This window comes from Streptomyces sp. NPDC003635 (genome assembly GCF_053587635.1).
On sequence record NZ_JBSFOK010000004.1, the window covers coordinates 133,181 to 154,489 of the forward strand.

The 21,309-nt window shown below is 71.7% G+C and carries 22 protein-coding genes; 8 read left to right on the plus strand and 14 right to left on the minus strand.

The window, feature by feature from the left end:
• Positions 1–73 precede the first annotated feature (73 nt).
• Entirely contained in the window at positions 74–994 is a 921-nt protein-coding gene (locus tag ACWDRW_RS05890; RefSeq protein WP_451720712.1) for an AEC family transporter, read from the minus strand.
• A gap of 121 nt (positions 995–1,115) precedes the next feature.
• Between ACWDRW_RS05890 and ACWDRW_RS05895 the strand changes: the two genes are divergently transcribed.
• The gene (locus ACWDRW_RS05895; protein ID WP_451720714.1) at positions 1,116–1,505 is read left to right on the plus strand and encodes an STAS domain-containing protein; all 390 of its coding nucleotides are present in this window, start codon (positions 1,116–1,118) and stop codon (positions 1,503–1,505) included.
• On the opposite strand, the gene ACWDRW_RS05900 is transcribed toward ACWDRW_RS05895, so the two are convergent.
• Both ACWDRW_RS05900 and ACWDRW_RS05905 read right to left on the minus strand, forming a co-directional pair.
• Positions 1,389–2,402, minus strand: coding sequence for a sigma-70 family RNA polymerase sigma factor (locus ACWDRW_RS05900; RefSeq protein ID WP_451720716.1), 1,014 nt, complete (start codon positions 2,400–2,402; stop codon positions 1,389–1,391). The two genes, ACWDRW_RS05895 and ACWDRW_RS05900, sit on opposite strands and share 117 nt — an antisense overlap.
• A 112-nt stretch (positions 2,403–2,514) precedes the next feature.
• Positions 2,515–3,792, minus strand: a complete 1,278-nt coding sequence (locus ACWDRW_RS05905) for an MFS transporter (protein ID WP_451720718.1) — start codon at positions 3,790–3,792, stop codon at positions 2,515–2,517.
• Positions 3,793–3,854: 62 nt separating this feature from the next.
• On the opposite strand from ACWDRW_RS05905, the gene ACWDRW_RS05910 reads away from it, so the two are divergent.
• Positions 3,855–4,808 (plus strand): LysR substrate-binding domain-containing protein, encoded by a 954-nt coding sequence (locus tag ACWDRW_RS05910; protein WP_451720720.1) that lies wholly within the window; start codon positions 3,855–3,857, stop codon positions 4,806–4,808.
• Positions 4,809–4,815: 7 nt separating this feature from the next.
• Here ACWDRW_RS05910 and ACWDRW_RS05915 read toward each other — a convergent pair whose 3' ends face one another.
• Positions 4,816–5,571: an alpha/beta hydrolase gene (locus tag ACWDRW_RS05915; protein WP_451720722.1), complete on the minus strand. Its 756-nt coding sequence runs from the start codon at positions 5,569–5,571 to the stop codon at positions 4,816–4,818.
• Positions 5,572–5,684: 113 nt separating this feature from the next.
• Here ACWDRW_RS05915 and ACWDRW_RS05920 point away from each other — a divergent pair, with 113 nt between their 5' ends.
• Both ACWDRW_RS05920 and ACWDRW_RS05925 read left to right on the plus strand, forming a co-directional pair.
• A complete protein-coding gene (locus tag ACWDRW_RS05920) occupies positions 5,685–6,842 on the plus strand; it encodes an adenosine deaminase (RefSeq protein WP_451720724.1) in 1,158 nt (385 codons plus the stop codon).
• 138 nt (positions 6,843–6,980) lie between these two features.
• Positions 6,981–7,343, plus strand: a complete 363-nt coding sequence (locus tag ACWDRW_RS05925) for an ATP-binding protein (protein WP_451720726.1) — start codon at positions 6,981–6,983, stop codon at positions 7,341–7,343.
• A 73-nt stretch (positions 7,344–7,416) separates the two neighbouring features.
• Here the strand turns inward: ACWDRW_RS05925 and ACWDRW_RS05930 are convergent, their stop codons facing one another.
• The 5 genes from ACWDRW_RS05930 to afsQ1 all read right to left on the minus strand — a co-directional run bounded on the left by ACWDRW_RS05930 (position 7,417) and on the right by afsQ1 (position 11,246).
• Positions 7,417–7,617 carry a PspC domain-containing protein gene (locus ACWDRW_RS05930; RefSeq protein WP_451720728.1) on the minus strand — a complete coding sequence of 67 codons (201 nt, stop codon included), beginning with the start codon at positions 7,615–7,617 and terminating at the stop codon, positions 7,417–7,419.
• Positions 7,618–7,717: 100 nt separating this feature from the next.
• Positions 7,718–8,263, minus strand: coding sequence for a VanZ family protein (locus ACWDRW_RS05935; protein ID WP_451720730.1), 546 nt, complete (start codon positions 8,261–8,263; stop codon positions 7,718–7,720).
• A 120-nt stretch (positions 8,264–8,383) separates the two neighbouring features.
• A complete protein-coding gene (locus ACWDRW_RS05940; protein ID WP_451720732.1) occupies positions 8,384–8,986 on the minus strand; it encodes a hypothetical protein in 603 nt (200 codons plus the stop codon).
• Positions 8,986–10,572 carry an ATP-binding protein gene (locus tag ACWDRW_RS05945; protein ID WP_451720734.1) on the minus strand — a complete coding sequence of 529 codons (1,587 nt, stop codon included), beginning with the start codon at positions 10,570–10,572 and terminating at the stop codon, positions 8,986–8,988. Before ACWDRW_RS05945 ends, ACWDRW_RS05940 begins: the two co-directional genes overlap by 1 nt.
• On the minus strand, positions 10,569–11,246 hold the full coding sequence (afsQ1, locus tag ACWDRW_RS05950) for a two-component system response regulator AfsQ1 (protein WP_037886857.1): 678 nt from the start codon (positions 11,244–11,246) through the stop codon (positions 10,569–10,571). The genes ACWDRW_RS05945 and afsQ1 overlap by 4 nt, the downstream gene beginning before the upstream one ends.
• Positions 11,247–11,477: 231 nt before the next feature.
• Here afsQ1 and ACWDRW_RS05955 point away from each other — a divergent pair, with 231 nt between their 5' ends.
• Complete coding sequence (locus ACWDRW_RS05955) at positions 11,478–12,221, plus strand: SigE family RNA polymerase sigma factor (RefSeq protein WP_451720736.1); 744 nt, start codon at positions 11,478–11,480, stop codon at positions 12,219–12,221.
• Between the two features lie 162 nt (positions 12,222–12,383).
• On the opposite strand, the gene ACWDRW_RS05960 is transcribed toward ACWDRW_RS05955, so the two are convergent.
• Positions 12,384–13,019: a uridine kinase family protein gene (locus ACWDRW_RS05960; protein WP_451720738.1), complete on the minus strand. Its 636-nt coding sequence runs from the start codon at positions 13,017–13,019 to the stop codon at positions 12,384–12,386.
• 128 nt (positions 13,020–13,147) lie between these two features.
• Here ACWDRW_RS05960 and ACWDRW_RS05965 point away from each other — a divergent pair, with 128 nt between their 5' ends.
• The gene (locus ACWDRW_RS05965) at positions 13,148–13,558 is read left to right on the plus strand and encodes a hypothetical protein (protein WP_451720740.1); all 411 of its coding nucleotides are present in this window, start codon (positions 13,148–13,150) and stop codon (positions 13,556–13,558) included.
• A gap of 87 nt (positions 13,559–13,645) precedes the next feature.
• Here the strand turns inward: ACWDRW_RS05965 and ACWDRW_RS05970 are convergent, their stop codons facing one another.
• From ACWDRW_RS05970 to deoC, 3 genes are read right to left on the minus strand one after another with little or no spacing between them, the layout of a single operon-like run.
• The gene (locus tag ACWDRW_RS05970; protein WP_451720742.1) at positions 13,646–14,557 is read right to left on the minus strand and encodes an aldehyde dehydrogenase family protein; all 912 of its coding nucleotides are present in this window, start codon (positions 14,555–14,557) and stop codon (positions 13,646–13,648) included.
• On the minus strand, positions 14,558–16,021 hold the full coding sequence (locus tag ACWDRW_RS05975; RefSeq protein WP_451720744.1) for an aldehyde dehydrogenase family protein: 1,464 nt from the start codon (positions 16,019–16,021) through the stop codon (positions 14,558–14,560).
• A 5-nt stretch (positions 16,022–16,026) separates the two neighbouring features.
• Complete coding sequence (gene deoC, locus ACWDRW_RS05980; protein ID WP_451720940.1) at positions 16,027–17,019, minus strand: deoxyribose-phosphate aldolase; 993 nt, start codon at positions 17,017–17,019, stop codon at positions 16,027–16,029.
• Between the two features lie 81 nt (positions 17,020–17,100).
• Here deoC and ACWDRW_RS05985 point away from each other — a divergent pair, with 81 nt between their 5' ends.
• Together ACWDRW_RS05985 and ACWDRW_RS05990 are read left to right on the plus strand one after the other, a co-directional pair.
• Positions 17,101–17,802 carry a PH domain-containing protein gene (locus ACWDRW_RS05985; RefSeq protein ID WP_451720746.1) on the plus strand — a complete coding sequence of 234 codons (702 nt, stop codon included), beginning with the start codon at positions 17,101–17,103 and terminating at the stop codon, positions 17,800–17,802.
• 330 nt (positions 17,803–18,132) lie between these two features.
• Complete coding sequence (locus ACWDRW_RS05990; protein ID WP_451720748.1) at positions 18,133–19,587, plus strand: hypothetical protein; 1,455 nt, start codon at positions 18,133–18,135, stop codon at positions 19,585–19,587.
• Between the two features lie 432 nt (positions 19,588–20,019).
• Here the strand turns inward: ACWDRW_RS05990 and ACWDRW_RS05995 are convergent, their stop codons facing one another.
• The gene (locus ACWDRW_RS05995; protein ID WP_451720750.1) at positions 20,020–21,201 is read right to left on the minus strand and encodes a hypothetical protein; all 1,182 of its coding nucleotides are present in this window, start codon (positions 21,199–21,201) and stop codon (positions 20,020–20,022) included.
• Positions 21,202–21,309 lie beyond the last annotated feature (108 nt).

Below are 21,309 nucleotides of genomic sequence, written 5' to 3' on the forward strand. Positions count from 1 at the left end.
GCCGGACAGGGGCCGGACCTTCGGGTCCGGCCCCTGTCGCGTGCTCGGGTGCCCCTGTGCCTGATCCACGCCCTCAGCCGAGGAGGGCGGCGATGACCACCAGCACCGGCACCGAGATCACCGTCGACAGCAGGATCGCGTCGCGGGCCAGGCGTTCGGCCACTCCGTAGGTCGACGCGTACGTATAGAGGTTCTGGGCGGCCGGCAGTGCCGCCGTCACCACCACGTCCAGCAGCGGAGCGCCCCGTAGGCCGAAGACTCCCGCGGCCAGGGCCCAGGCCACCGCGGGCTGGCCCACCGACTTCAGGGCGACCGACAGCAGGACCGGGTTACGGTCCGGGCCCCGGCCGGGCATCGTGCTGCCGCACAGGGAGATGCCGAAGGCCAGGAGGACCGCCGGTACCGACATGCCGCCGATGAGGGCGAGGGGATCCATGACGGGGGCGGGGATCTCGATGTTCGTCGCCGAGACCGCCACCCCGGCCAGGGAGCCCACCGCTATCGGGTTGCGCACCGGAGTCAGGACGCGGCGCCACAGCGGGCCCTTGTCACCCGCTCCCGAAAGGTCCAGGACCGTCACCGCGGCCGGGGCCACCAGGACCAGTTGGAACAGCAGTACCGGCGCGACCAGGGACGCGTCGCCCAGGACGTACACCGCGATCGGGATGCCGAGGTTGCCCGAGTTGACGTAGCTGGAGCACAGGGCGCCGATCGTCGTGTAGCCCACGCTCCAGCGCCGTACGACCGCCACCGCCACGAAGACGCCCGCCATGACCGCCGTGCTCAGCGCCGTGACCAGGAGGCGGCTGGAGAAGACCACCGAGAGGTCGGTGTCGGCGAGGGTGGTGAAGAGGAGGGCGGGGGAGGCCACGTGGAAGGCCAGCTTGGTGAGGACCTCCCGGCCGTGCTCGCCGAGGTGGCCCCGGCGGCCCATGCCGTACCCCACCACGATCACCACCGCGATGACCGCGAAGCCCGTCAGCACTCCCTGCACAGCACCTCCCCGGCGGCGGCACCACCGTCGGGTCCTGCGGGAGGCACTGATTCATGCGACATACACCCAACCCTCGGGGGAGGGCGGGAGGCAGGTCAATGTGATCCTTGCCGGGCCTGCGATGAGTTCCGCGCGCCCGCCCGGTCTACCGGTCGTGGACGCCATGACACCCGCTGTACTCGTGCTGGCAGGACCCGTCACCAAGGACGAGGTGACCGGCCTGTGCGACGACGTGCGAGCGCTGCTGGAGGGGGCGCCCGGCGTCGGCGTCGTGGTGTGCGATGTCGGGGGGCTCGGGCCGCCGGGGCTCGGCGTCGTCGACCTGCTGGCCCGGCTCCAGCTCGCCGCGCGACGCTCCGGCGGCCGGATCCGCCTGCGCGACCCCGATCCGGCCCTACACGCCCTTCTCGATCTGGTCGGCCTCCGCTTCGAGGTGGAGGGGGACCCCGAACAGCGGGAACCAGCGCTTGGTGTCGAGGAAGCAGTGGAACCCGGTGATCCGGCCGTCTGAGATCTCCAGCACCTGCACCGCCCACGCGGTGTAGCCGCCGGTCTCCTCGTCCGGCTTGTAGTGGGCGAAGCCGGGCAGGCCGTTGGCCTGGACGGGCACCAGACGGGAGTCGGCGCAGGACGCGCCGAGCGTGGTCATGAAGCCGGTGATGTCCGCCGGGCCGGTCAGCCACAGGTCGAACGGCGGCATCGTCATGATGGCGTCCTCGTGCAGCAGCGCCGTCAGGGCGGTCATGTCGTAGCCCTCGAAGGCCGCGACATAGCGCTCCAGGAGCTTTTGCTGCTCCTTGTCCAGCGGGTCCGACACGGCCGCGTCGGCGCCCTGCTGGTCCCGCTCGGCGAGGGTCGCGCGGGCCCGCTGGAGGGCGCTGTTCACCGAGGCGACCGAGGTGCCGAGCAGCTCGGCGACCTCGCTGGCCTTCCAGGCCAGCACCTCGCGCAGGATGAGCACCGCGCGCTGCTTGGGCGGCAGTTGCTGGAGCGCGGCCATGAAGGCGAGCCGCACGGACTCCTTGGCCACGGCCGCCTCCGCCGGGTCCTCGACCGTCGGCAGCACGCGGGCGTCGGGCATGGGCTCCAGCCAGGTGTGGTCGGGGCGGGGCGAGAGGGCGGCCTGGGCGAGCGGCGTCGCCTCGGTGAGGTCCATCGGCCGGGCGCGCTTGTTGCCCGCGCTGAGCATGTCCAGGCAGACGTTGGTCGCGATGCGGTACAGCCACGACCGGACGCTGGAACGCCCCTCGAACTTGTCGTAGCTGCGCCAGGCCCGGACGAGGGTGTCCTGCACCGCGTCCTCGGCCTCGAAGGAGGAGCCGAGCATGCGGTAGCAGTACCCGGTCAGTTCCACCCGGTGCCGCTCCAGCGTGGCGTCGAGGTCCGTCGTAGTCGCCGTGTTGCTCATCGTCCACCCACCCCTGTGGCCGTTCCCTGTGAAGTACGCCTCATTGCGTCCAGCACTTCGGAAGCTACCGCAGCCCACTGACAATGGCGTGCGGAGTGGAGGAACGTGCAGGTCAGTGGGCTGTTGCGGGAACCCGCCGAGCGGCGGAGCGGGCCGCCCGGGTGCCGAGGAGCGTGATCGCCACGACGCCCAGCACCGCCAGCAGACCGACCCCGACCGTGCCGGCCCAGCCGCCCGTGTGGAAGGCCGTCGCCCCCACCGTGCTGCCAACGCTCGAACCGACGTAGTACGAGGACTGGTAGAGCGCCGCCGCCTGCGCGCGCCCGTGCGTCGCCGTCTTGCCGACCGCCGCCGACGCCACCGCGTGCCCCGCGAAGAAGCCGCCGGTGATCAGCACCAGGCCCAGCAGGACCAGGGGCAGCGAGTCGGCCAGGGACAGCAGCAGGCCGGCGGCCGTCGTGCCGCCCGCCGCGTACAGCGCGCCGCGCCGGCCGAGGCGGCCCACCAGCCGGCCCGCTGTCGACGCCGAGACCGTGCCCACCAGGTACACCAGGAAGATCGAGCCCACGATGCCCTGCCCGAGACCGAACGGCGCCTCCGTCAGGCGGTATCCGATCACCGTGTACACCCCGCCGAACACCGTCATGAACAGCGCGCCGATCCCGTACAGGCGACGCAGCAGCGGGTCCGAGAGGTGGTCCTTCACGGTGCGCGCGAGGACTCGCGGGCGCAGCGAGCCCGCCACGAAGTGCTTCGGCGCGGGCAGCAGCAGCCGGAAGGCCACCGCGCACGCCACCGCGAGCGCGCCGACCACGCCGAGGGCCACGCGCCAGCCCCACTCCTGCGCGACCCAGCCGGTGACGACCCGGCCGCTCATCCCGCCCACGCTGTTGCCCGCGACGAACAGACCGATCGCCGTGACCAGCGCCCTCGGGCGGACCTCCTCGGCCAGATACGCCGTCGCCGACGCCGGGAGTCCGGCCAGCGCCGCGCCCTGCACCGCCCGCAGCGCGACCAGCGCGGTGAGGTTCGGCGCGAAGGGCACCAGCAGTCCGACGCTCACGGCGACCGCCAGCGACGCCGTCATGACCGTACGCCGTCCGAAACGCTCGGACAGCGCGCTCATCGGGAGCACGAACAGCGCCAGACCGCCCGTCGCCGCCGCCACCGTCCAGCTCGCCTCGCTCGCCGCCACCCCGAACTCGCCGGAGATCAGCGGCAGCAGGGCCTGGGTGGAGTACAGCAGCGCGAAGGTCGCGACACCGGCGAGGAACAGGGCGAAGCTCATCCGGCGGTAGCCGGGGCCGCCCGGAGTCATACGGGAGTCGGGGGCAGGGACGTTCGAGACGGCGCCCACGGTGGTGGACGCCCCGGTACTGGCGGGAGACATGCTTCGACGGTATGGACCTCTTACTCATCCGTCCAATGCATGGAATCGTCATAATCGTTCCCATGGAGCATCAGCAGAGGTCACAGGGGCGACCGTCATCATCCAGTGACACAGAAGACATGGCGATGTTGCTCGCCCCGCGCCTCGCCCACTTCGCCGGGGTCGCCCGCACCGAGCACGTCACCCGTGCCGCGCAGGAGACGGGGGTCCCCCAGTCGACGCTCTCGCGGGCCATGGTCCGCCTCGAACAGGACCTGGGCGTCGACCTGTTCGCCCGCCGGGGCCGTACGGTCTCGCTCACCCCTGCCGGGCGTACCTTCCTCGCCTCCGTCGAACGGGCGCTCGCCGAGATCGAGCGCGCCGCCGAGGAGGTCCGGGCGGACGCCGACCTCGCCACCGGCAAGGTCGCCTTCGGCTTTCTGCACACCATGGGCTGGGAAACGGTCCCCGGCCTGATCAGAGCCTTCCGCGCGGACCATCCGCGGGTCCGTTTCAGCCTCGTGCAGAACTACGGCGAGGCGATGATCGAGCGGCTGCGGGCGGGCGAGCTGGACCTGTGCCTGACGTCCCCGGTCCCGGACGCGCCCGACCTGGTGGGCCGCCGCCTCGACGAGCAGAAGCTGCGTCTCGTCGTCCCCGCCGACCACCGCCTCTCGTCCCGGCGCCGCATCCGCCTGGCCGAGGCCGCGGAGGAGGCCTTCGTCACCCTGGAACCCGGCTACGGGCTGCGCCGCATCACCGACGACCTCTGCCGCGAGGCCGGGTTCAAGCCGCGTGTGGCCTTCGAGGGGGAGGAGGCGGAGACGCTGAGGGGCCTGGTGGCGGCGGGCCTGGGAGTCGCCCTGCTGCCACCGCCCGCGGTGCCCCGCCCGGGAGTGGTGGAGCTGACGGTGACGGCGCCGAGGGCGGTACGGGAGATCGGCGTGGCGTGGTTGGCAGGGCATCCCGACACGCCCCCGGTGGCAGCCTTCAAGAAGTTCCTGCTGTCGAAGAAGGGCAACCTGCTTCCCGACTGACCGCGTTCTACCGCCTGCGTCCGAAGCCGGCGGCGAGCGGCATACGCAACCCCAGGGGCGGCGGCGCGGCGAAGGCGTCCTCGACCGGGCGGGAGAAGGCCCGCCCGAACAGCGTTCCCATCACGAAGTCCTCCGCCAGCGCCAGCACTTCGTCCCGGTGCTGATGCAACCCGTGCCCGTCGGAGTGCACTTCGAAGCGGCACACCTCGCGGTTCGCCTTCTTGGCCCGGGCCGCGAGCCGGAAGGACAGCTCGGGATCGGTCCGCTGGTCGTTCGTGCCGTGCACGAGCAGCACCCGCCGCCCGGCGAGCTGCTTGACCGGTTCGGGCGGGGCCGCGACATCGTCCTCCGGCAGCCAGGGGGCTATCGCGAGAACGGAGTTGACCGCCTCGTGGCCCGCCGCCCGCAGCGCGGCCCGGCCGCCCATGTCGAACCCCGCGAGGCACACCGGAACGTCCCCGTAGCGCCGTACGGCTTCCTCCACCGCCCAGTTCGCGTCCCGCGCCAGGTTCGCCTCGGTGCCGTTCCAGCCGCGCCAGCGGTAGTGCACGGCGTGCGCGGCCAGGCCCTCGCCGCGCGCCGCGCGGGCCAGCCTGCGGCCGAGCGCGCGGACCGAGGCGGCCGCCAACATCGGGGAGGGACGGCGATGTGACGTCTCGTCACCTCCGGGGAGCAGCAACACCACCCCGCTGACCGTCGTCGGCTCCGGACCGAGCGGTCTTCCCAGCCGGGCCGTGCGGACCGGCGTCGCTTGCTGTGCCATGACAGAACAGTGTCAGAAGCCCGGGTGTACGCCACCCGTCCGCAGGGTCACCGTTACGTATCGGCGCGATTCGACAACGCGCGATCTACGCGCGTAGGAGTTAGAGTGCGAAAATGACGAGCCAGACCATCGCGAACACCCCGACGCCGGACCAGATCCGCCGGGCGCCCAAGGTTCTGCTGCACGACCACCTCGACGGCGGCCTGCGCCCCGGGACCATCGTCGAACTCGCCCGCGACAGCGGGTACTCCCAGCTCCCCGAGACCGACCCCGACAGGCTCGGCGTCTGGTTCCACGAGGCCGCCGACTCCGGCTCGCTCGAGCGGTACCTGGAGACCTTCTCGCACACCGTCGGCGTGATGCAGACCCGCGAGGCCCTGGTCCGGGTCGCCCGCGAGTGCGCCGAGGACCTCGCCGAGGACGGTGTCGTCTACGCCGAGGTGCGCTACGCCCCCGAACAGCACCTCGAAGGCGGGCTCAGCCTCGAAGAGGTCGTCGAGGCCGTCAACGAGGGCTTCCGGGAGGGGGAGCGGCTCGCCCGCGCGGCCGGCCGCCGGATCCGCGTCGGCGCCCTGCTCACCGCCATGCGGCACGCGGCCCGCGCCCTGGAGATCGCCGAACTGGCCAACCGGTACCGCGACTCTGGCGTGGTGGGCTTCGACATCGCCGGCGCCGAGGCCGGTTACCCGCCCACCCGGCACCTCGACGCCTTCGAGTACCTCAAGCGCGAGAACAACCACTTCACCATCCACGCCGGAGAGGCCTTCGGGCTGCCGTCCATCTGGCAGGCCCTCCAGTGGTGCGGCGCCGACCGGCTCGGGCACGGCGTGCGCATCATCGACGACATCGAGGTCAAGGACGACGGCACCGTCCACCTCGGCCGGCTCGCCTCCTACGTGCGCGACAAGCGCATCCCGCTGGAGCTGTGCCCCAGCTCCAACCTCCAGACCGGCGCCGCCGCCTCCTACGCCGAGCACCCGATCGGGTTGCTGCGCCGGCTGCACTTCCGGGCGACCGTGAACACCGACAACCGGCTGATGTCCCACACCAGCATGACCCAGGAATTCGAGCACCTTGTCGACGCATTCGGTTACACGCTCGACGACCTGCAGTGGTTCTCCGTCAATGCGATGAAATCAGCGTTCATTCCTTTCGATGAACGACTCGCCATGATCAATGACGTCGTCAAGCCCGGTTACGCCGAGCTGAAATCCGAGTGGCTGTTCCAGCAAACCGCCTCCACCAGCGGTTCTGCGGCCGAAGAAGGCTGATCCCGGGATTACGGGGACCTGGAATGCGGGCGGGTGTTCACAATCCGTCCGCATTTCGATGTTTGCGACGGGTGCCTCGTCATGTTTACGGTCGTGGACCGCTCACATCCCCGTCATCCCATTTCGAGGACGCATTCAATGAAGCAGTCTGCTGCCAAGACCCTCGGTGTCGCCGCCCTCGGTGCCGCCTTCGCCGCCGCCGGTGCCGGCGCCGCGAACGCCGCCCCGGCCGTGCCGGACGCCGGCTCGGCGCTCGACACGGTGACCCGGACGCTGCCCGCGGAGAACGTCACCAAGACGCTCCCGGGCGCCGGTGAGGCGCTGGCCCAGGGGCAGAAGGCGGTCGGGGCGAGCGCGGCCGCCGCCACGCCGGTCGCCCAGAAGATCCTCGCCGACGGCCCGACCGCTCCGGTCGCGGGGCTCCTCGGCGGCCTGCCCGTCGGCAAGGTGCTGCCCGGCGGCGGCAGCGGCACCGGGGTGAACGGCCTGCCGCTCGGCTGAGCCCTCCCGAACGCGCCGATGGGGCGCACCCCTTGGACACGGGGTGCGCCCCATCGGCTTGTGCCGGTGGCCGTCACCAGGCGGTGCGGGCCTTGTTCTCGGAGGGCAGGAAGATCCACAGCGCGATGTAGAGCAGGAACTGCGGGCCCGGCAGCAGACAGGACAGCAGGAAGATCACGCGCATCGTGGTGGCGGAGGTGCCGAAGCGGTTGGCCAGGGCGGCGCAGACTCCGCCGATCATGCGGCCGTTGGTGGGGCGGGCGAGGCGGGACATCTGCGGCTCCTTCGGTGAGCGTCGACGGTCGGAGGCGGCTCCTGTCCGGCTGCCTCATCTGCCTTCCACGCTACGGAGACGAAGGGGGCAAAGCGTCGCTCTACGGTGCGATCCCGACCCTGGGAATCGTCGGGGTCCGACCCTGAGGAGCCTCCTCCTTCAGGGCCGTCGTGCGGTGCGCGCGCTCGGTCCTGCGGCGGAGCGCGTGGCGTGCCACCGGCACGACCGCGGTGTGGGCGAGCGCGACGCCGGCGGTGTTGAGGAGTACGGAGTCGATGTCGACGACCTGACCCGGTACGCCGGTCTGGAGCAGCTCTATGCCCAGGGAGATCCAGGCGCCGGCGACGATCGTGCGCAGCAGTGACGCTATGGGCGACACGGCGATCCTGCCGTGGACCGCCGGGAGCAGTACGCCCAGGGGGGCGAGCAGAGCGAGTGCCTCGGCGAGGCGCCGTACGCCCTGCTGCCACCCCAGTGCGAAGTCGGCCTCGATGCCGGCGAACGGGCGCAGGTTCGGTGGGACCACCCAGGGCACGTCCAGGGGCCGCAGCGTGAACCAGGCGACGAATGCTAGGTGGGCGGCGAGGAGGACGCCGCCTATTACCCGGACGCGGATTGCGGTTCCGCCGGAGCCTTGACGCTGCACGAAGCACTAGACGCGTTCATCGGTGCGATTGGTTCCGGGGGGTCGTGTTGCGTTGTGATCCGGCCGCGGGCCCGGTGGAGGCCGAGCGCGCGGTTCCCCGCATCCCTGACGGGGCGCTCCTCACCCCTCCGTCACATCCGTCGACGGGGGCTTCTCCGTCGACGGTCTCGCTCTCACCTCGTCCGTGCACTCGTAGCGTCGCAGGTCGTCCTCCGTCGGGCCGCCCAGGATGACCGAGCCGTCGCCCTCCGCCGCCGTGGAGTCGGAGAAGGTGCAGATGATCTGGGCCAGGGCCGTGGGGGCCAGGGCCTCGGGTCGGGTCGACAGGCGGAGTGTGTCGTCCGGGTCGCCCTGACGAGGGCCCGTCACCGACAGGTCGCCGCGTACGTTCGTCGTGTAGCCCGCGTCCAGTTCGGGCTCCGACGGGGTCGCCTCCAGTTCGTTGAGGAGGCCCTGGGCCACCAGGACGCGCCGTTGGGAGTCCGGGGCGCCCTCCGGGACGCGTACCGTGCGGTCCACGGCCACCAGGGACGAGTGGCACAGCAGGAAGACCTGGGCGGGCACCCCGCGCGATGCCTGGGTCGACACGTTCGGCTCGGCCAGCGAGCACTGGACCCGCGACGGCGCGGCGCCGAAGTCGGTCGGGACCTCGGTGGCCCGGATGCCGCATCCGGCGAGGACCCCGGCGAGCAGCGGGAGCGCCAGCAGTCGGCGTACGGTCATCAGGCCTCGCCCTTCCCGTCCGGGCCCTTGTTCTCCTCGGCCTCCTCAGTGAGCGCCGAGGCGTCCTTGGGCAGGCGCAGGGTGAACACCGCGCCGCCCTCGGGGGAGTTGGCGGCGGTGATCTCGCCGCCGTGGATGTGGGCGTTCTCCAGGGCGATGGACAGGCCCAGACCGCTGCCCTCGGAGCGGGGGCGGGACGCGCTCGCCTTGTAGAAGCGATCGAAGACATGCGGCAGGACGTCCTGGGGGATGCCGGGGCCGTGGTCCCGTACCGCGATCACGACCTCGGCGCCCTTCCCGTCCTCGGCGTCCGACTCGCGCACCGAGACGCGCACCGGCGATCCCCCGTGCTTGAGCGCGTTGCCGATGAGGTTGGCGAGGATGACGTCCAGCCGGCGCGGGTCCAGGCGGGCGTGGACTCCGCGCCCGGCGTCCAGGTCGACCGCGTCCAGCCAGGCCCGGGCGTCGATGCAGGCGGTGATCTGGTCGGCGACGTCCACGTCGTCCAGCACCAGACGGGCGGTGCCCGCGTCGAAGCGGGTGACCTCCATCAGGTTCTCGACCAGGTCGTTCAGGCGCCGGGTCTCGCTCACCACCAGCCGGACGGCGGGCTCGATCATCGGGTCCATGGACCCGGTCTCCGCCTCCAGCTCCTCCTCCAGCACCTCGGTGACGGCGGTGATCGCGGTCAGCGGGGTACGCAGCTCATGGCTCATGTCGGCGACGAACCGCCGCGAGGCCTCGTCCCGCGCGGCCATGTCCGCGACCCGCTTCTCCAACGCCTCCGCCGCGTTGTTGAACGTCCGGGACAGATCGGCCAGTTCATCGGTCCCGGACACCCTCAGCCGGGTGTCCAGCTTGCCCTCGCCGAGCCGCCGGGCGGCGACGCCGAGCCGGTGCACGGGCTTCAGTACGGTCGTCGCGGCGGCCTGCGCGAGCAGCGCGGAGCCGATCAACGCGAGGCCCGTGGCGATCCCCAGCGACCAGGCGAGCGAGTTGAGGTCCTTGGCCTCCGGCTCGAGGGACTTGAGCATGTACCCGGTCGGACCGCCGCCGATCACCTTGGTCCCGGCGACCAGATACGGGGTGTCGTCCTCGACTATGCGCTGCCAGTAGAGGTGGTACGCGTACTTGTTGGTGGAGTTGATCTCCTGCTCCTCGTTCACCGCCTCGCGCAGTGACTCGGGCACGTCCTCCAGCGTGAAGCCGCTCAGTCCGCCGGAGGTGCCGAACACCGTCCGGCCGTCGGGGTTCCGGGCGACGAGCAGCACGCTGAACCGCTGGCTGCTGCCCGCCATCTGGCCCGCGGTGCGCTGGAGTTCGTCCTGCGTCGGCCGCTCGGGCAGCACACCGGCGCGGCTCTGCATCTCCTGCTGGAAATCACGCAGCACCGCGTCCTGGGCGCGGGTGAGCACCGCCTCGCGGTTGAGCCAGTAGGCGATCCCGGACGCGGACACGGCGGCGGTCAGCGCCACCAGGCCGAAGACGACCACGAGACGCAGCCGCAGGCTGGTGAAGCGCAGCCGCGACCAGACTCCCTTGCGATCCGCGAACCAGCCGCGGAACCCCCCTTGCGCCTGTGTCACTGAGGCGCGTCCAGCCGGTAACCGACCCCGCGGACCGTACGGATCAGGGTCGGGGACGACGGCACGTCCTCGACCTTGGCGCGCAGCCGCTGCACACAGGCGTCGACCAGACGCGAGTCGCCCAGGTAGTCGTGCTCCCACACCAGCCGCAGCAACTGCTGCCGGGACAGCGCCTGTCCGGGCCGCCGGCTCAGCTCCAGCAGCAGCCGCAGCTCGGTCGGCGTGAGCTGGAGGTCCTCGCCGTTCTTCGTCACCGTCATCGCGGCACGGTCGATGACGAGGCTGCCGAAGGTCGCCGCGTCGTTGGACTCCCGCTCCCCGCGGCGCAGCACGGCCCGGATCCGGGCGTCGAGCACCCGCCCCTGGACCGGCTTGACGACGTAGTCGTCGGCGCCGGACTCCAGGCCGACCACCACGTCGATGTCGTCGCTGCGCGCGGTGAGCAGGATGATCGGCAGCTGGTCGGTGCGCCGGATACGACGGCACACCTCGAAGCCGTCGATGCCGGGCAGCATCACATCCAGCACGATCAGGTCCGGCCGCTGCTCGCGCAGCAGCTTCAGGCCGTCCTCACCGGTGGCAGCCGTGGCAACCCGGTGACCCTGGCGCGTGAGGGAAAGCTCCAGGGCCGTGCGGATGGCGTCGTCGTCCTCGATCAGCAACAGGGAAGGCACGGGCTCATTCTGGCCCATGGTGGGGGAGGGTTTCGACACCTGTACGGGTACGTGCACGTACCGCTCCGCTCCGTGTTCGCGCTGTGCTTGCCGTACGGCCGGCCCCTGTGACAGGTCTGTGACAGTCGGCGGACACGGCCATGAAGTGGCCCCGGCAAGCTTTTCGGCACAGGCAAGGAAGCACCGCCTGAAGCAGGCCGAACACCGGAAGTCCACGACGGGGGGCGCGAGATGAACACGCTGCACAGCATGAGCACCAGCGCAGTGGTCACGCGTCTGCACGACGTGAACGGGGGCCGGGGTTCGGAGAAGTCCGGTGCCGTGAGCGGGCGGGGGTGCGCTCGCGGCACCGGGCGTCAGCACACCGCGTATATCACGGTGGTTGACGGTTTCACGGGGGAAGCACACGGGGGAAGCGCGTACAGGGAGGACTCGGGGGAGCGTCGTTCGCTGTCGGAGGCGGAGTTCACCGCCTACGTCCAGGAGCGCCGCGCCTCCCTGTACGCCACCGCGTACCACCTGACCGGTGACCGCTTCGAGGCCGAGGACCTGCTGCAGAGCGCGCTGTTCTCGACGTACAAGGCCTGGGACCGGATCAGTGACAAGGCCGCCGTCGGGGGTTACCTGCGGCGGACGATGACCAATCTGCACATCAGCGCGTGGCGCCGCCGCAAGCTGAACGAGTACCCGACCGAGGAGCTGCCGGAGACGGCCGGCGACACGGACGCGATGCGCGGCACCGAGCTGCGCGCGGTCCTGTGGCAGGCGCTGGCCCGGCTGCCCGAACTCCAGCGGACGATGCTGGTCCTTCGCTACTACGAGGGCCGCACCGACCCGGAGATCGCGGACATCCTCGACATCAGTGTCGGCACGGTGAAGTCGAGCATCTGGCGGTCGCTCCGCCGGCTGCGCGAGGACGAGGTCCTCAGCTTCGGCCGTGACGAGGAGGACGCCTTCGGCGAGCTGGTGGCCTGAAGGTATGGGGGGATGCAGGTAACGGGGGAGCGGTAACCGGGGGGCTCACGGGGGTTGGCTCAACGGGGGAACACGGGGGACAAGCACGGGGGAGCACCAAAGGGAGCGGGACTGGAGGGCCGGGGGGTCCGTCCAGTCCCGCTCTTCTTCCGTGTCCGGGTGTTACGCGGGTGTCCTCGCCGGTACGTGGCGGCCCGCGGCGGCGTCGGCCAGGCGGCCCATCGCCTCGTCGCGGTCACAGGCGTACGCGCCCAGCGCCGTCTGGCGGGCCACGATCGACCGCTCGGTCCGCATCAGCCGCCAGCCGCGGCGCAGCAGGAAGGGCACGGACTTGCGGCCCTCCTTCAGATCGCGCAGGAAACGGCGGCGGAACGTCTTCACCGGGCCGCGGCTCAGGCACAGCGCGTCGGCCAGCAGGCCCAGTTCGCGGCAGCGCGTGACGATCTCCGCCGCGAAGATGCCCTCCGCGATGAACAGCGGGGTGCGGCCGATGTCGACGGTGTCCTCGCCCGTCCGGGCGCTGAGGGAGAGGTCGTAGACCGGGACGCCCGTACGGCCCGTGCGGCACAGGCTCTCGATCGCCGCCACCGCCTTGTCGGCGTCCCAGGACTCGGGGTGGTCCCAGTCGATGTCGGAGCTCCCGAGGACCAGCGGCAGCGTCGGGTCGTCGCCCTCCTTGTAGAAGTCGTCGAGCCGCAGCACCGGAAGGCCGGAGCGGGCCGCGAGAAGGGACTTGCCGGAGCCGGAAGGGCCGCAGAGCAGCACGACTCGCGTCGGTATGGGCGGGAGGGAACTCACGGAACACCAATATGACGCATTCACCCGCTGTTCATCGAGTCCGCGGGTCGGCTTTGAAGCGCGCGTCACACCTCAACTACCCTTCGTGTCGACCTGATTACCCCATGCAGCAGAAGGTGGCAGAGCCGATGGCCGGACAAGCGTCCTTCCCCCACCCCACCGCCCAGCGCGCGCTGGCCGTCCTCGCGACCGCCGGCGCCGCCCTCGGTGCCGCCGCGCCGCTGGCCTCCGCTATCGACGGCGAGCCGGTCCTCGACCACGTGGTCCGCACCCGCCCCACCTCCGTGGGCAAGGTCGACCCGCAGGCCGGTCTCCGGGCGGTCACCGGCACGGTCGGCTATGTCACCGGACCGGTGGCGGGTCTGAAGCCCAACCCGCTGGCGGGCACGGGAGTCGACCCGCTCGACAACGGCGTCGGCACCCAGCTCGCCGACTTCCAGCCGCTGACCTCGCAGATGCTCACGGCCCCGGTGGCGCAGGCCCGGTCGATCGGCTCGATCCCGGTCCTGGGCCAGGCGACGGGCCTGCTGGGCGGCTGACGGCACGGACACCGACAGCGGAGAGCCGCGCTTCCCCCGGACGGAGGGGAGGCGCGGCTCTCCGGTCTTTCGGGACCCCTCAGTACGTCAGTACGACGAGCCCGACGCGCCCAGCGAACCCGTGGGGTGCCAGACCGTCTTGGTCTCCAGGAACGCCGTCATACGGTCGATGCCCGGAGTCGCCGCGTAATCCACAGCCTGTGGACGAAGGACGCGCTTGAGGTTGTCCGCCGCGGCGATCTCCAGCTCCTTCACCAGGCCGTCGTCGTCGGCGGCGCCCGCGAGGTCGATGGCGTTGACGTCCTGGTGCGCGGCCAGGGGCGGCGCGATCTCCGCCGTACGACCGGACAGGACGTTCACGACGCCGCCGGGCAGGTCGGAGGTGGCCAGCACCTCGCCCAGGGAGAGGGCCGGGAGCGGGGACTTCTCGCTCGCGATCACGATCGCCGTGTTGCCGGTCGCGATCACCGGGGCGATCACCGAGACCAGTCCCAGGAAGGACGACTCCTGGGGGGCCAGGACGACGACCACGCCCGTCGGTTCGGGGGAGGAGAGGTTGAAGTACGGGCCGGCGACCGGGTTTCCGCCGCCCACGACCTGGGCGATCTTGTCGGTCCAGCCCGCGTACCAGACCCAGCGGTCGATCGCCGCGTCCACCTGGGCGGCGGCCTTCGACCTCGACAGGCCCTCGGCGTCGGCCACCTCACGCGTGAACTGCTCGCGACGGCCCTCCAGCATCTCGGCGACGCGGTAGAGGATCTGACCGCGGTTGTACGCCGTCGCGCCGGACCAGGGCCCGACCGCCTTGCGCGCCGCGACCACCGCGTCACGGGCGTCCTTGCGGGACGAAAGAGGCGCGTTGGCCAGCCAGTTGCCCTTGGAGTCGGTCACTTCGTACACCCGGCCGCTCTCGGAGCGAGGGAACTTGCCCCCGACGTACAGCTTGTAGGTCTTGAAGACGCTCAGACGCTGCTGCTCGGACTTGTCAACCTTGCTCATTTATCGCTCGCCCTCCGGGCTCGACGGGGCGAGGTACGCCTCCAGGCCGTGACGGCCGCCCTCGCGGCCGAAGCCCGACTCCTTGTAACCGCCGAACGGCGAGGTGGGGTCGAACTTGTTGAACGTGTTGGACCAGATCACGCCCGCGCGGAGCTTGTTCGCGACGGCGAGGATCCGCGACCCCTTCTCCGTCCAGATGCCCGCGGACAGGCCGTACTGGCTGTTGTTGGCCTTGGCGACGGCCTCGTCCGGGGTGCGGAAGGTGAGCACCGACAGCACCGGGCCGAAGATCTCGTCGCGGGCGATGCGGTGCGCCTGGGTGACGTTCGTGAACAGCGTCGGGGCGAACCAGTAGCCGCTCTCCGGGAGGTCGCAGGCCGGCGACCAGCGCTCCGCGCCCTCCGCCTCGCCCTGCTCGACGAGCGAGGTGATCCGGGTCAGCTGCTCCTCGGAGTTGATCGCGCCGATGTCCGTGTTCTTGTCCAGCGGGTCGCCGAGCCGCAGCGTGGAGAGCCGGCGCTTGAGGGAGTCCAGCAGCTCGTCCTGGATCGACTCCTGGACCAGCAGCCGGCTGCCCGCGCAGCAGACCTGGCCCTGGTTGAAGAAGATGCCGTTGACGATGCCCTCGACGGCCTGGTCGATCGGGGCGTCGTCGAAGACGATGTTGGCGCCCTTGCCGCCCAGTTCGAGGGTGAGCTTCTTGCGGGTGCCGGCGACCGTCCTCGCGATCTCCTTGCCGACCGCGGTGGAGCCGGTGAAGGCCACCTTGTCCACGTCCGGGTGGGCCACCAGGGCCGCGCCCGTGTCGCCGTAGCCCGGAAGGATGTTGACGACGCCCTTGGGCAGGCCCGCCTGGCGGCAGATGTCCGCGAAGAACAGCGCGGACAGGGGGGTGGTCTCGGCGGGCTTGAGGACGACCGTGTTGCCGGTCGCCAGCGCCGGGGCGATCTTCCACGCCAGCATCAGCAGCGGGAAGTTCCAGGGGATGACCTGGCCCGCGACACCGAGCGGCCGGGGGTTCGCGCCGAAGCCCGCGTGGTCGAGCTTGTCGGCCCAGCCCGCGTAGTAGAAGAAGTGCGCGGCGACCAGGGGCAGGTCGGCGTCGCGGGTCTCCTTGATCGGCTTTCCGTTGTCCAGGGTCTCCAGTACGGCGAGCTCGCGGCTGCGCTCCTGGATGATCCGGGCGATGCGGAACAGGTACTTGGCGCGCTCGGAGCCGGGCAGCGCCGACCACTTCTCGAACGCCCTGCGGGCGGCCTTGACGGCCCGGTCGACGTCCGCCTCGCCCGCCTGGGCGATCTCGGAGAGGACCTCCTCGGTGGACGGGGAGACGGTCTTGAAGACCTTGCCGTCCGCCGCCTCCACGAACTCGCCGTCGATGAACAGGCCGTAGGAGGGCGCGATGTCGACGACCGAGCGGGACTCGGGTGCCGGGGCGTACTCGAATGCGGATGCGGATGTCATGGTGATCAGTCCACCGTCACGTAGTCGGGGCCGGAGTAGCGGCCGGTGGCCAGCTTCTGACGCTGCATCAGCAGGTCGTTCAGGAGGGAGGAGGCGCCGAAGCGGAACCAGTGGTTGTCCAGCCAGTCGGCGCCGGCCGTCTCGTTCACCAGGACCAGGAACTTGATCGCGTCCTTGGTCGTACGGATGCCGCCGGCGGGCTTCACGCCGACCTGTACCCCGGTCTGGGCGCGGAAGTCGCGCACGGCCTCCAGCATGAGGAGGGTGTTGGCGGGCGTGGCGTTCACCGCCACCTTGCCGGTCGAGGTCTTGATGAAGTCGGCCCCGGCCAGCATGCCGAGCCAGCTCGCCCGGCGGATGTTGTCGTACGTCGACAGCTCGCCCGTCTCGAAGATGACCTTCAGCCGGGCGGCGGCCCCGCAGGCCTCCTTCACGGCGACGATCTCGTCGTACACCTTCAGGTAGTTCCCCGCGAGGAAGGCCCCGCGGTCGATGACCATGTCGATCTCGTCGGCACCCGCGGCGACGGCGTCGCGGACGTCGGCCAGCTTCACCCCGAGGGCCGCGCGCCCGGCCGGGAAGGCGGTCGCGACGGAGGCGACCTTCACGCCGGAGCCGGCGACGGCCTCCTTGGCGACGGCCACCATGTCGGGGTAGACGCAGACCGCGGCCGTGGTGGGCGTGGTGCGGTCGGTCGGGTCGGGGTTGACCGCCTTGGCGCCGAGCGCCCGGACCTTGCCCGGGGTGTCCGCGCCTTCCAGTGTCGTCAGGTCGACCATCGAGATCGCGAGGTCGATGGCGTAGGCCTTGGCGGTCGTCTTGATGGAACGGGTACCGAGGGACGCGGCGCGCGCCTCCAGGCCGACCGCGTCGACGCCGGGCAGCCCGTGGAGGAAGCGGCGCAGCGTGCTGTCGGACGCGGTGACGCCCGAGAGGGTCTTTGCGCTGGGGGTACCTCCCACGCGTTCGGCAGTGGGGGAGGGTGCATTGGTGGGCATGGTCACCAGACGAGCATATCTACGCGCGTAGCGGCTGTACACCCCCGGAGGTGGATGAGCTCGTCATGCACAATCGGGGCCATGACGAGCCCGAACCCTTCCTCCGTGCCGGTCCCTCCCTCCCGGGACCGGGTGTATCGCTCGCCCATGGGCATCGTGGGCGGGGTCCTGTTGCTGGTGATCATGTTGTGGCTCGGGATCGACGCGCTGGTGCAGGGGGACGGGAGCACGCCCTGGCTGGCGCTAGCCTCGTTGATTCTGGCGGTGCCGGGGGTGGCCGCGTTCACGGTGCGGCCGGCTGTCTTCGCCAATGCGGAACGGTTGCGGATCCGGAATCCGTTCCGGGTGGTCGTGCTGCCGTGGGGGCAGGTGGCGTCGCTTCGGTCCGGGTACTCGAACGAGGTCGTCGCCAAGGGTGGGACGAAGTACCAGCTGTGGGCGATTCCGGTGTCGCTGCGGGCGCGGAAGAAGGCGGCCCGGCAGCAGGCACGGGCGGAGGCCGAGCGGAGCGGGCAGCGGGGTGGGCGCGGCCGTGGCGGGGGGCTGGGGTTCGGGTTCGGTGGCTCCGGGCTCGGTGGACCCGGGCTCGGAGGCGGGAGTGAGGTCGAGGGGCCGGCTCGGGCCGAGACCGACAAGGTGATGGATGACCTTCGGGAGCTGTGGGGGGCGGGGGAGGAGTCCCCGGCCGCGCAGGGTGAGGTGACCGTGCGGTGGGCCTATGAGGTGCTTGGGCCGGTGGTGGCCGGGGCGGTTCTGTTGGTGATCTTGTTGGTGGTGGGCTGAGCGGCGGTTGGTTGCCGACGGTTCGTCGCCGGGTGCGGGTTCGGTGGGGGCTGGTCGCGCAGTTCCCCGCGCCCCTGAAGGCGTCTGCGGCGGCCTTCGTTCGTGCTGGTCCCCGGGCCCCGGGAGGCGTCGGCGGCGGTCTTCGATTGTTGGTGTGGGCTTTGCTGATGTCGCAACCAAGTCCGGGCTTTGGGTGTCTTGCTTGCGATGAGTACTGATGTTCGGCCGGTTCTGCCTCGGCCTTTGAGTGAGTCCGTTGTGCCCGATGGGTGTCTGAGCTGGGACGGGGCGCGGGTCCCGTCCTGGGTCGGTGCCCTGCCGCCTCGGTGGGTGCCCAGGGGTGGGCTGTACGACGAGCTTGTGGCGCTCGGGGTGGTGGGCAGCGCGCTCGCCTTCGGGTTTGCCGGGGTCGAGCCCTACCTCGCCGCCCTCGTGCCGCTCCAGGCGCTGTGGGTCGTGCTGCGGCCCGAGCTTGTGCGGGCTTCCGCGCCTGGGCTCGTCGCTGCCGTTGCCCTGGAACGGAGCGAGTGGCCGGCGCTCGCGGGGGCCGGGATCGTCGCCGGGGTCGCGCTGGGGTTGGCCGAAGTGCGGCTGCGGGCCCGGAAGCGGCAGCGCAAGGCCGTACTGGACGCCGCCGCGGGTGTCACGGCCGCCGTGCCCGGCGCCGAACTGCCCTTGCGGCGGGGACTGTGGCTCGGGGCGGTCGGGCTGGCCCTGATCGTCGGTGGCTGTGTGCTCGGCCGCACGTCCGGAGTCTCCGGCGCCGTCGGGTTCCTGCTGATCGGTTTCGGGGTCACCGCGCTCGTGTCCGCCCTGCTCGGGCGGTACCGGGCCGCCCGGTTGCACGCGGCGGCCGTACCGGTGCTGCGGGTGCTCGTGCGGGACGACTCGGGGGCCCGGACCGAGGTGTTCGCCGCCGATGACGTCGACGCCCTGCGGCCGCTGTTCCGTGTGTCCCTGATGCCCTTGGACACCGGCGCCGAGGAGGACGCGGGCGACGAGGGCGACAGCGACGACGATGACCACGATGACGACGAGCTCCTTGAACTGCTCGACGACGACCGGCCCGGGCCCCTGAGAGAAGCCGTGCTCTACGGGGTGCCCTGTGACGGTGCCGAAGTCGTGATCGTCAGTGCTGACGAGGATCCCGACCATCCGCCGGTCGTGGAGCGGTCCTCCGGGCCCGTGCGGCCCGTGGCCGGTGTGCGCGAGGAGCCGCGGGTCGCCGTGGTGGCCCTGGCGCCGCAGGCCGTGCTGCGGTGGCGAGCGGGGTGGCTGGACCTGCTGGCCGCCCTGTTGCTGGCGCAGTGGGGCGTCTGGCTGGGGTGGCGGGCGTTCACCGAAGCCGACTTCCCGCTCTGGGAGCTGCTCCTGGTCGTGGCGGTGGGCCTGATGGGCGCGGCTCGGGTGCCCGTGAAGGCGGGGTGGCGGATCACCGCCGACCGGGACGGGCTGTGGATCAACGGGCTGTTCAAGACGACCCGCGTTCCCTGGGACGACTTCCGCTCGGCCCGCTACCAGGCGTTGGAGCTGAAGCTGCGGTGGCGCGGCGGCGGCTCCTGGGCCGTGTCCGCGCCCCGCTGGAAATGGCTGGAGCGGCGGCGCGAGCTGACCCATCCGTACGCGCGGCTGGCCGCCGAACTCACCGCCCTGGCCGCCGATCCCGCGCTGCGGCCGACGGGGGACAGCGACGAGCGTGAGCGCGGGCCGGCGCTGTGGCCGTGGGCCCTGCTGCTCGCTCTCGGCTGGGTCGGCGCCCTTGTCGCGGCCAGGGCTGGGCTGTAGGCGCGAGGGTTCTTCCATGGCGGGGCTCTGGCGTTGCGTGGGCCACACCAGGGCCATGTACGCGCCGCAGTACGCCGAACCCGCCACGGCCGCCACCAGCGTGAGGGCTCGGTAGCGGCGGGAGGCGCGGCTCAGGTGCAGGGCGACGCAGCGCCCTGGCCGCCGATCCCGCGCTGCGGCCGACGGGGGACAGCGACGAGCGTGAGCGCGGGCCGGCGCTGTGGCCGTGGGCCCTGCTGCTCGCTCTCGGCTGGGTCGGCGCCCTTGTCGCGGCCAGGGCTGGGCTGTAGGCGCGAGGGTTCCTCCAGGGCGGGGCTGTGGGCGTGCGCGTTCGTCCACAGCGGGGCTCTGGGCGCGAGGGTCAGTCATGGGCGCGGCTCCGGTATCGCGAGGGTTCCTCCAGGGCGGGGCTCTGGCGTTGCGGCTTCGGGGCTACGGGGCCGTGGGCCACACCAGGGCCATGTACGCGCCGCAGTACGCCGAACCCGCCACGGCCGCCGTCAGCGTGAGGGCTCGGTAGCGGCGGGAGGCGCGGCTCAGGTGCAGGGCGAGGGGGAGCAGCAGGGGGAAGCCGGGCAGGAGGAAGCGGGCCCGCGGGAAGTAGACGCCGTCACTGGCCAGGACGATCGTCAGCAGGAAGCCCGTGAGGAGCAGCAGCGGCAGCGGCTGGCGGTCCGCCACGGACAGCGCGAACAGCACCACCGACGCCAGCAGCGTGGCCGTCACCAGCACCAGGAACAGGTGGGGTGTGGCGTCGTGGAACAGGTACTCGCGCATCCGGCGCAGTGTCCCGGCGCCGCCGTCCAGTTCGTTGCGCCACAGCCGCTGTACGGCGAAGTAGCCGTCCCAGCGGCCCGTGCGCAGGCCGACCCAGCCGACGTATCCGCACCAGCCGAGCGGTGCCAGGAGGGCGGCGGCGAGGGCGCGGCGCGGGAAGGGGCGGCGGCGCAGGGCCAGTAGTGCCGGGACGGTGACGGCCGCCGCCACCGCGATGCCGGTCGGGCGGGTGAGGCCCGCGAGGGTCGCGCAGGTCGCCGCCGACAGCCAGCGGCCGGTGAGCACGGCGTACAGGGCCCACGCGGCGCAGGCCGTGAACAGGGACTCGGTGTAGCCCATCCACTGCACCAGGCCGACCGGGTACGCGGCCCACAGGACGGTCAGCAGGACGCCCACGCGTCGGCCGTACAGGTGCTCGCCGACGGCGAAGATGCCCCAGGCGGCCAGGAGCGAGGCGACGACGGCGAGGCACAGGCCGGTACTGGCCGGGGTGCCGGGGGTGACGGCCGCCACCGTCCTCACCAGGAGCGGGTAGAGCGGGAAGAACGCCAGGTTGTTGGCGTTGTAGGCGGTTCCGAGCTCGTGGGCGTAGCCGTTCTCGGCGATGCCGAGGTACCAGTCGGCGTCCCACCGCGTCGCGAGGATCGGCCGGACGCCCCGCCGCTGCCGGTGCGCCCAGAGGGTCAGGACCAGCAGGCTCGTGGCGCGTACGGCGACGTACGCGAGGAGCGCGGGTGCCGCGCGGCGCGGGGACGGGAACGGTACGGGTCGCCAGCGCCGAGGGGTGGCCGGGGCAGTGGTCGCCCGGGGTGTCGGCCGGAAGGCGGTCGAGGACACGGCGGCGGCTCCAGGGCTGACGTGGCGGGCGCTTGCCGGTCCACGGTTGCCCGGGTGGCGCGGCGGGGCGTGGAGCGCGCGTCAACCGTCGTGCCGAAACCACCCGAT

Coding starts and splice junctions, on each gene's coding strand:
- ACWDRW_RS05975 (WP_451720744.1), bottom strand. CDS start 16,021: ATGACATCCGCATCCGCATTCGAGTACGCCCCGGCACCCGAGTCCCGC.
- ACWDRW_RS05915 (WP_451720722.1), bottom strand. CDS start 5,571: ATGGCACAGCAAGCGACGCCGGTCCGCACGGCCCGGCTGGGAAGACCG.
- ACWDRW_RS05900 (WP_451720716.1), bottom strand. CDS start 2,402: ATGAGCAACACGGCGACTACGACGGACCTCGACGCCACGCTGGAGCGG.
- ACWDRW_RS05970 (WP_451720742.1), bottom strand. CDS start 14,557: ATGAGCAAGGTTGACAAGTCCGAGCAGCAGCGTCTGAGCGTCTTCAAG.
- ACWDRW_RS05905 (WP_451720718.1), bottom strand. CDS start 3,792: ATGTCTCCCGCCAGTACCGGGGCGTCCACCACCGTGGGCGCCGTCTCG.
- ACWDRW_RS05895 (WP_451720714.1), top strand. CDS start 1,116: ATGAGTTCCGCGCGCCCGCCCGGTCTACCGGTCGTGGACGCCATGACA.
- ACWDRW_RS05925 (WP_451720726.1), top strand. CDS start 6,981: ATGAAGCAGTCTGCTGCCAAGACCCTCGGTGTCGCCGCCCTCGGTGCC.
- ACWDRW_RS05930 (WP_451720728.1), bottom strand. CDS start 7,617: ATGTCCCGCCTCGCCCGCCCCACCAACGGCCGCATGATCGGCGGAGTC.
- deoC (WP_451720940.1), bottom strand. CDS start 17,019: ATGCCCACCAATGCACCCTCCCCCACTGCCGAACGCGTGGGAGGTACC.
- ACWDRW_RS05985 (WP_451720746.1), top strand. CDS start 17,101: ATGACGAGCCCGAACCCTTCCTCCGTGCCGGTCCCTCCCTCCCGGGAC.
- ACWDRW_RS05920 (WP_451720724.1), top strand. CDS start 5,685: ATGACGAGCCAGACCATCGCGAACACCCCGACGCCGGACCAGATCCGC.
- ACWDRW_RS05940 (WP_451720732.1), bottom strand. CDS start 8,986: ATGACCGTACGCCGACTGCTGGCGCTCCCGCTGCTCGCCGGGGTCCTC.
- ACWDRW_RS05955 (WP_451720736.1), top strand. CDS start 11,478: ATGAACACGCTGCACAGCATGAGCACCAGCGCAGTGGTCACGCGTCTG.
- ACWDRW_RS05910 (WP_451720720.1), top strand. CDS start 3,855: ATGGAGCATCAGCAGAGGTCACAGGGGCGACCGTCATCATCCAGTGAC.
- ACWDRW_RS05965 (WP_451720740.1), top strand. CDS start 13,148: ATGGCCGGACAAGCGTCCTTCCCCCACCCCACCGCCCAGCGCGCGCTG.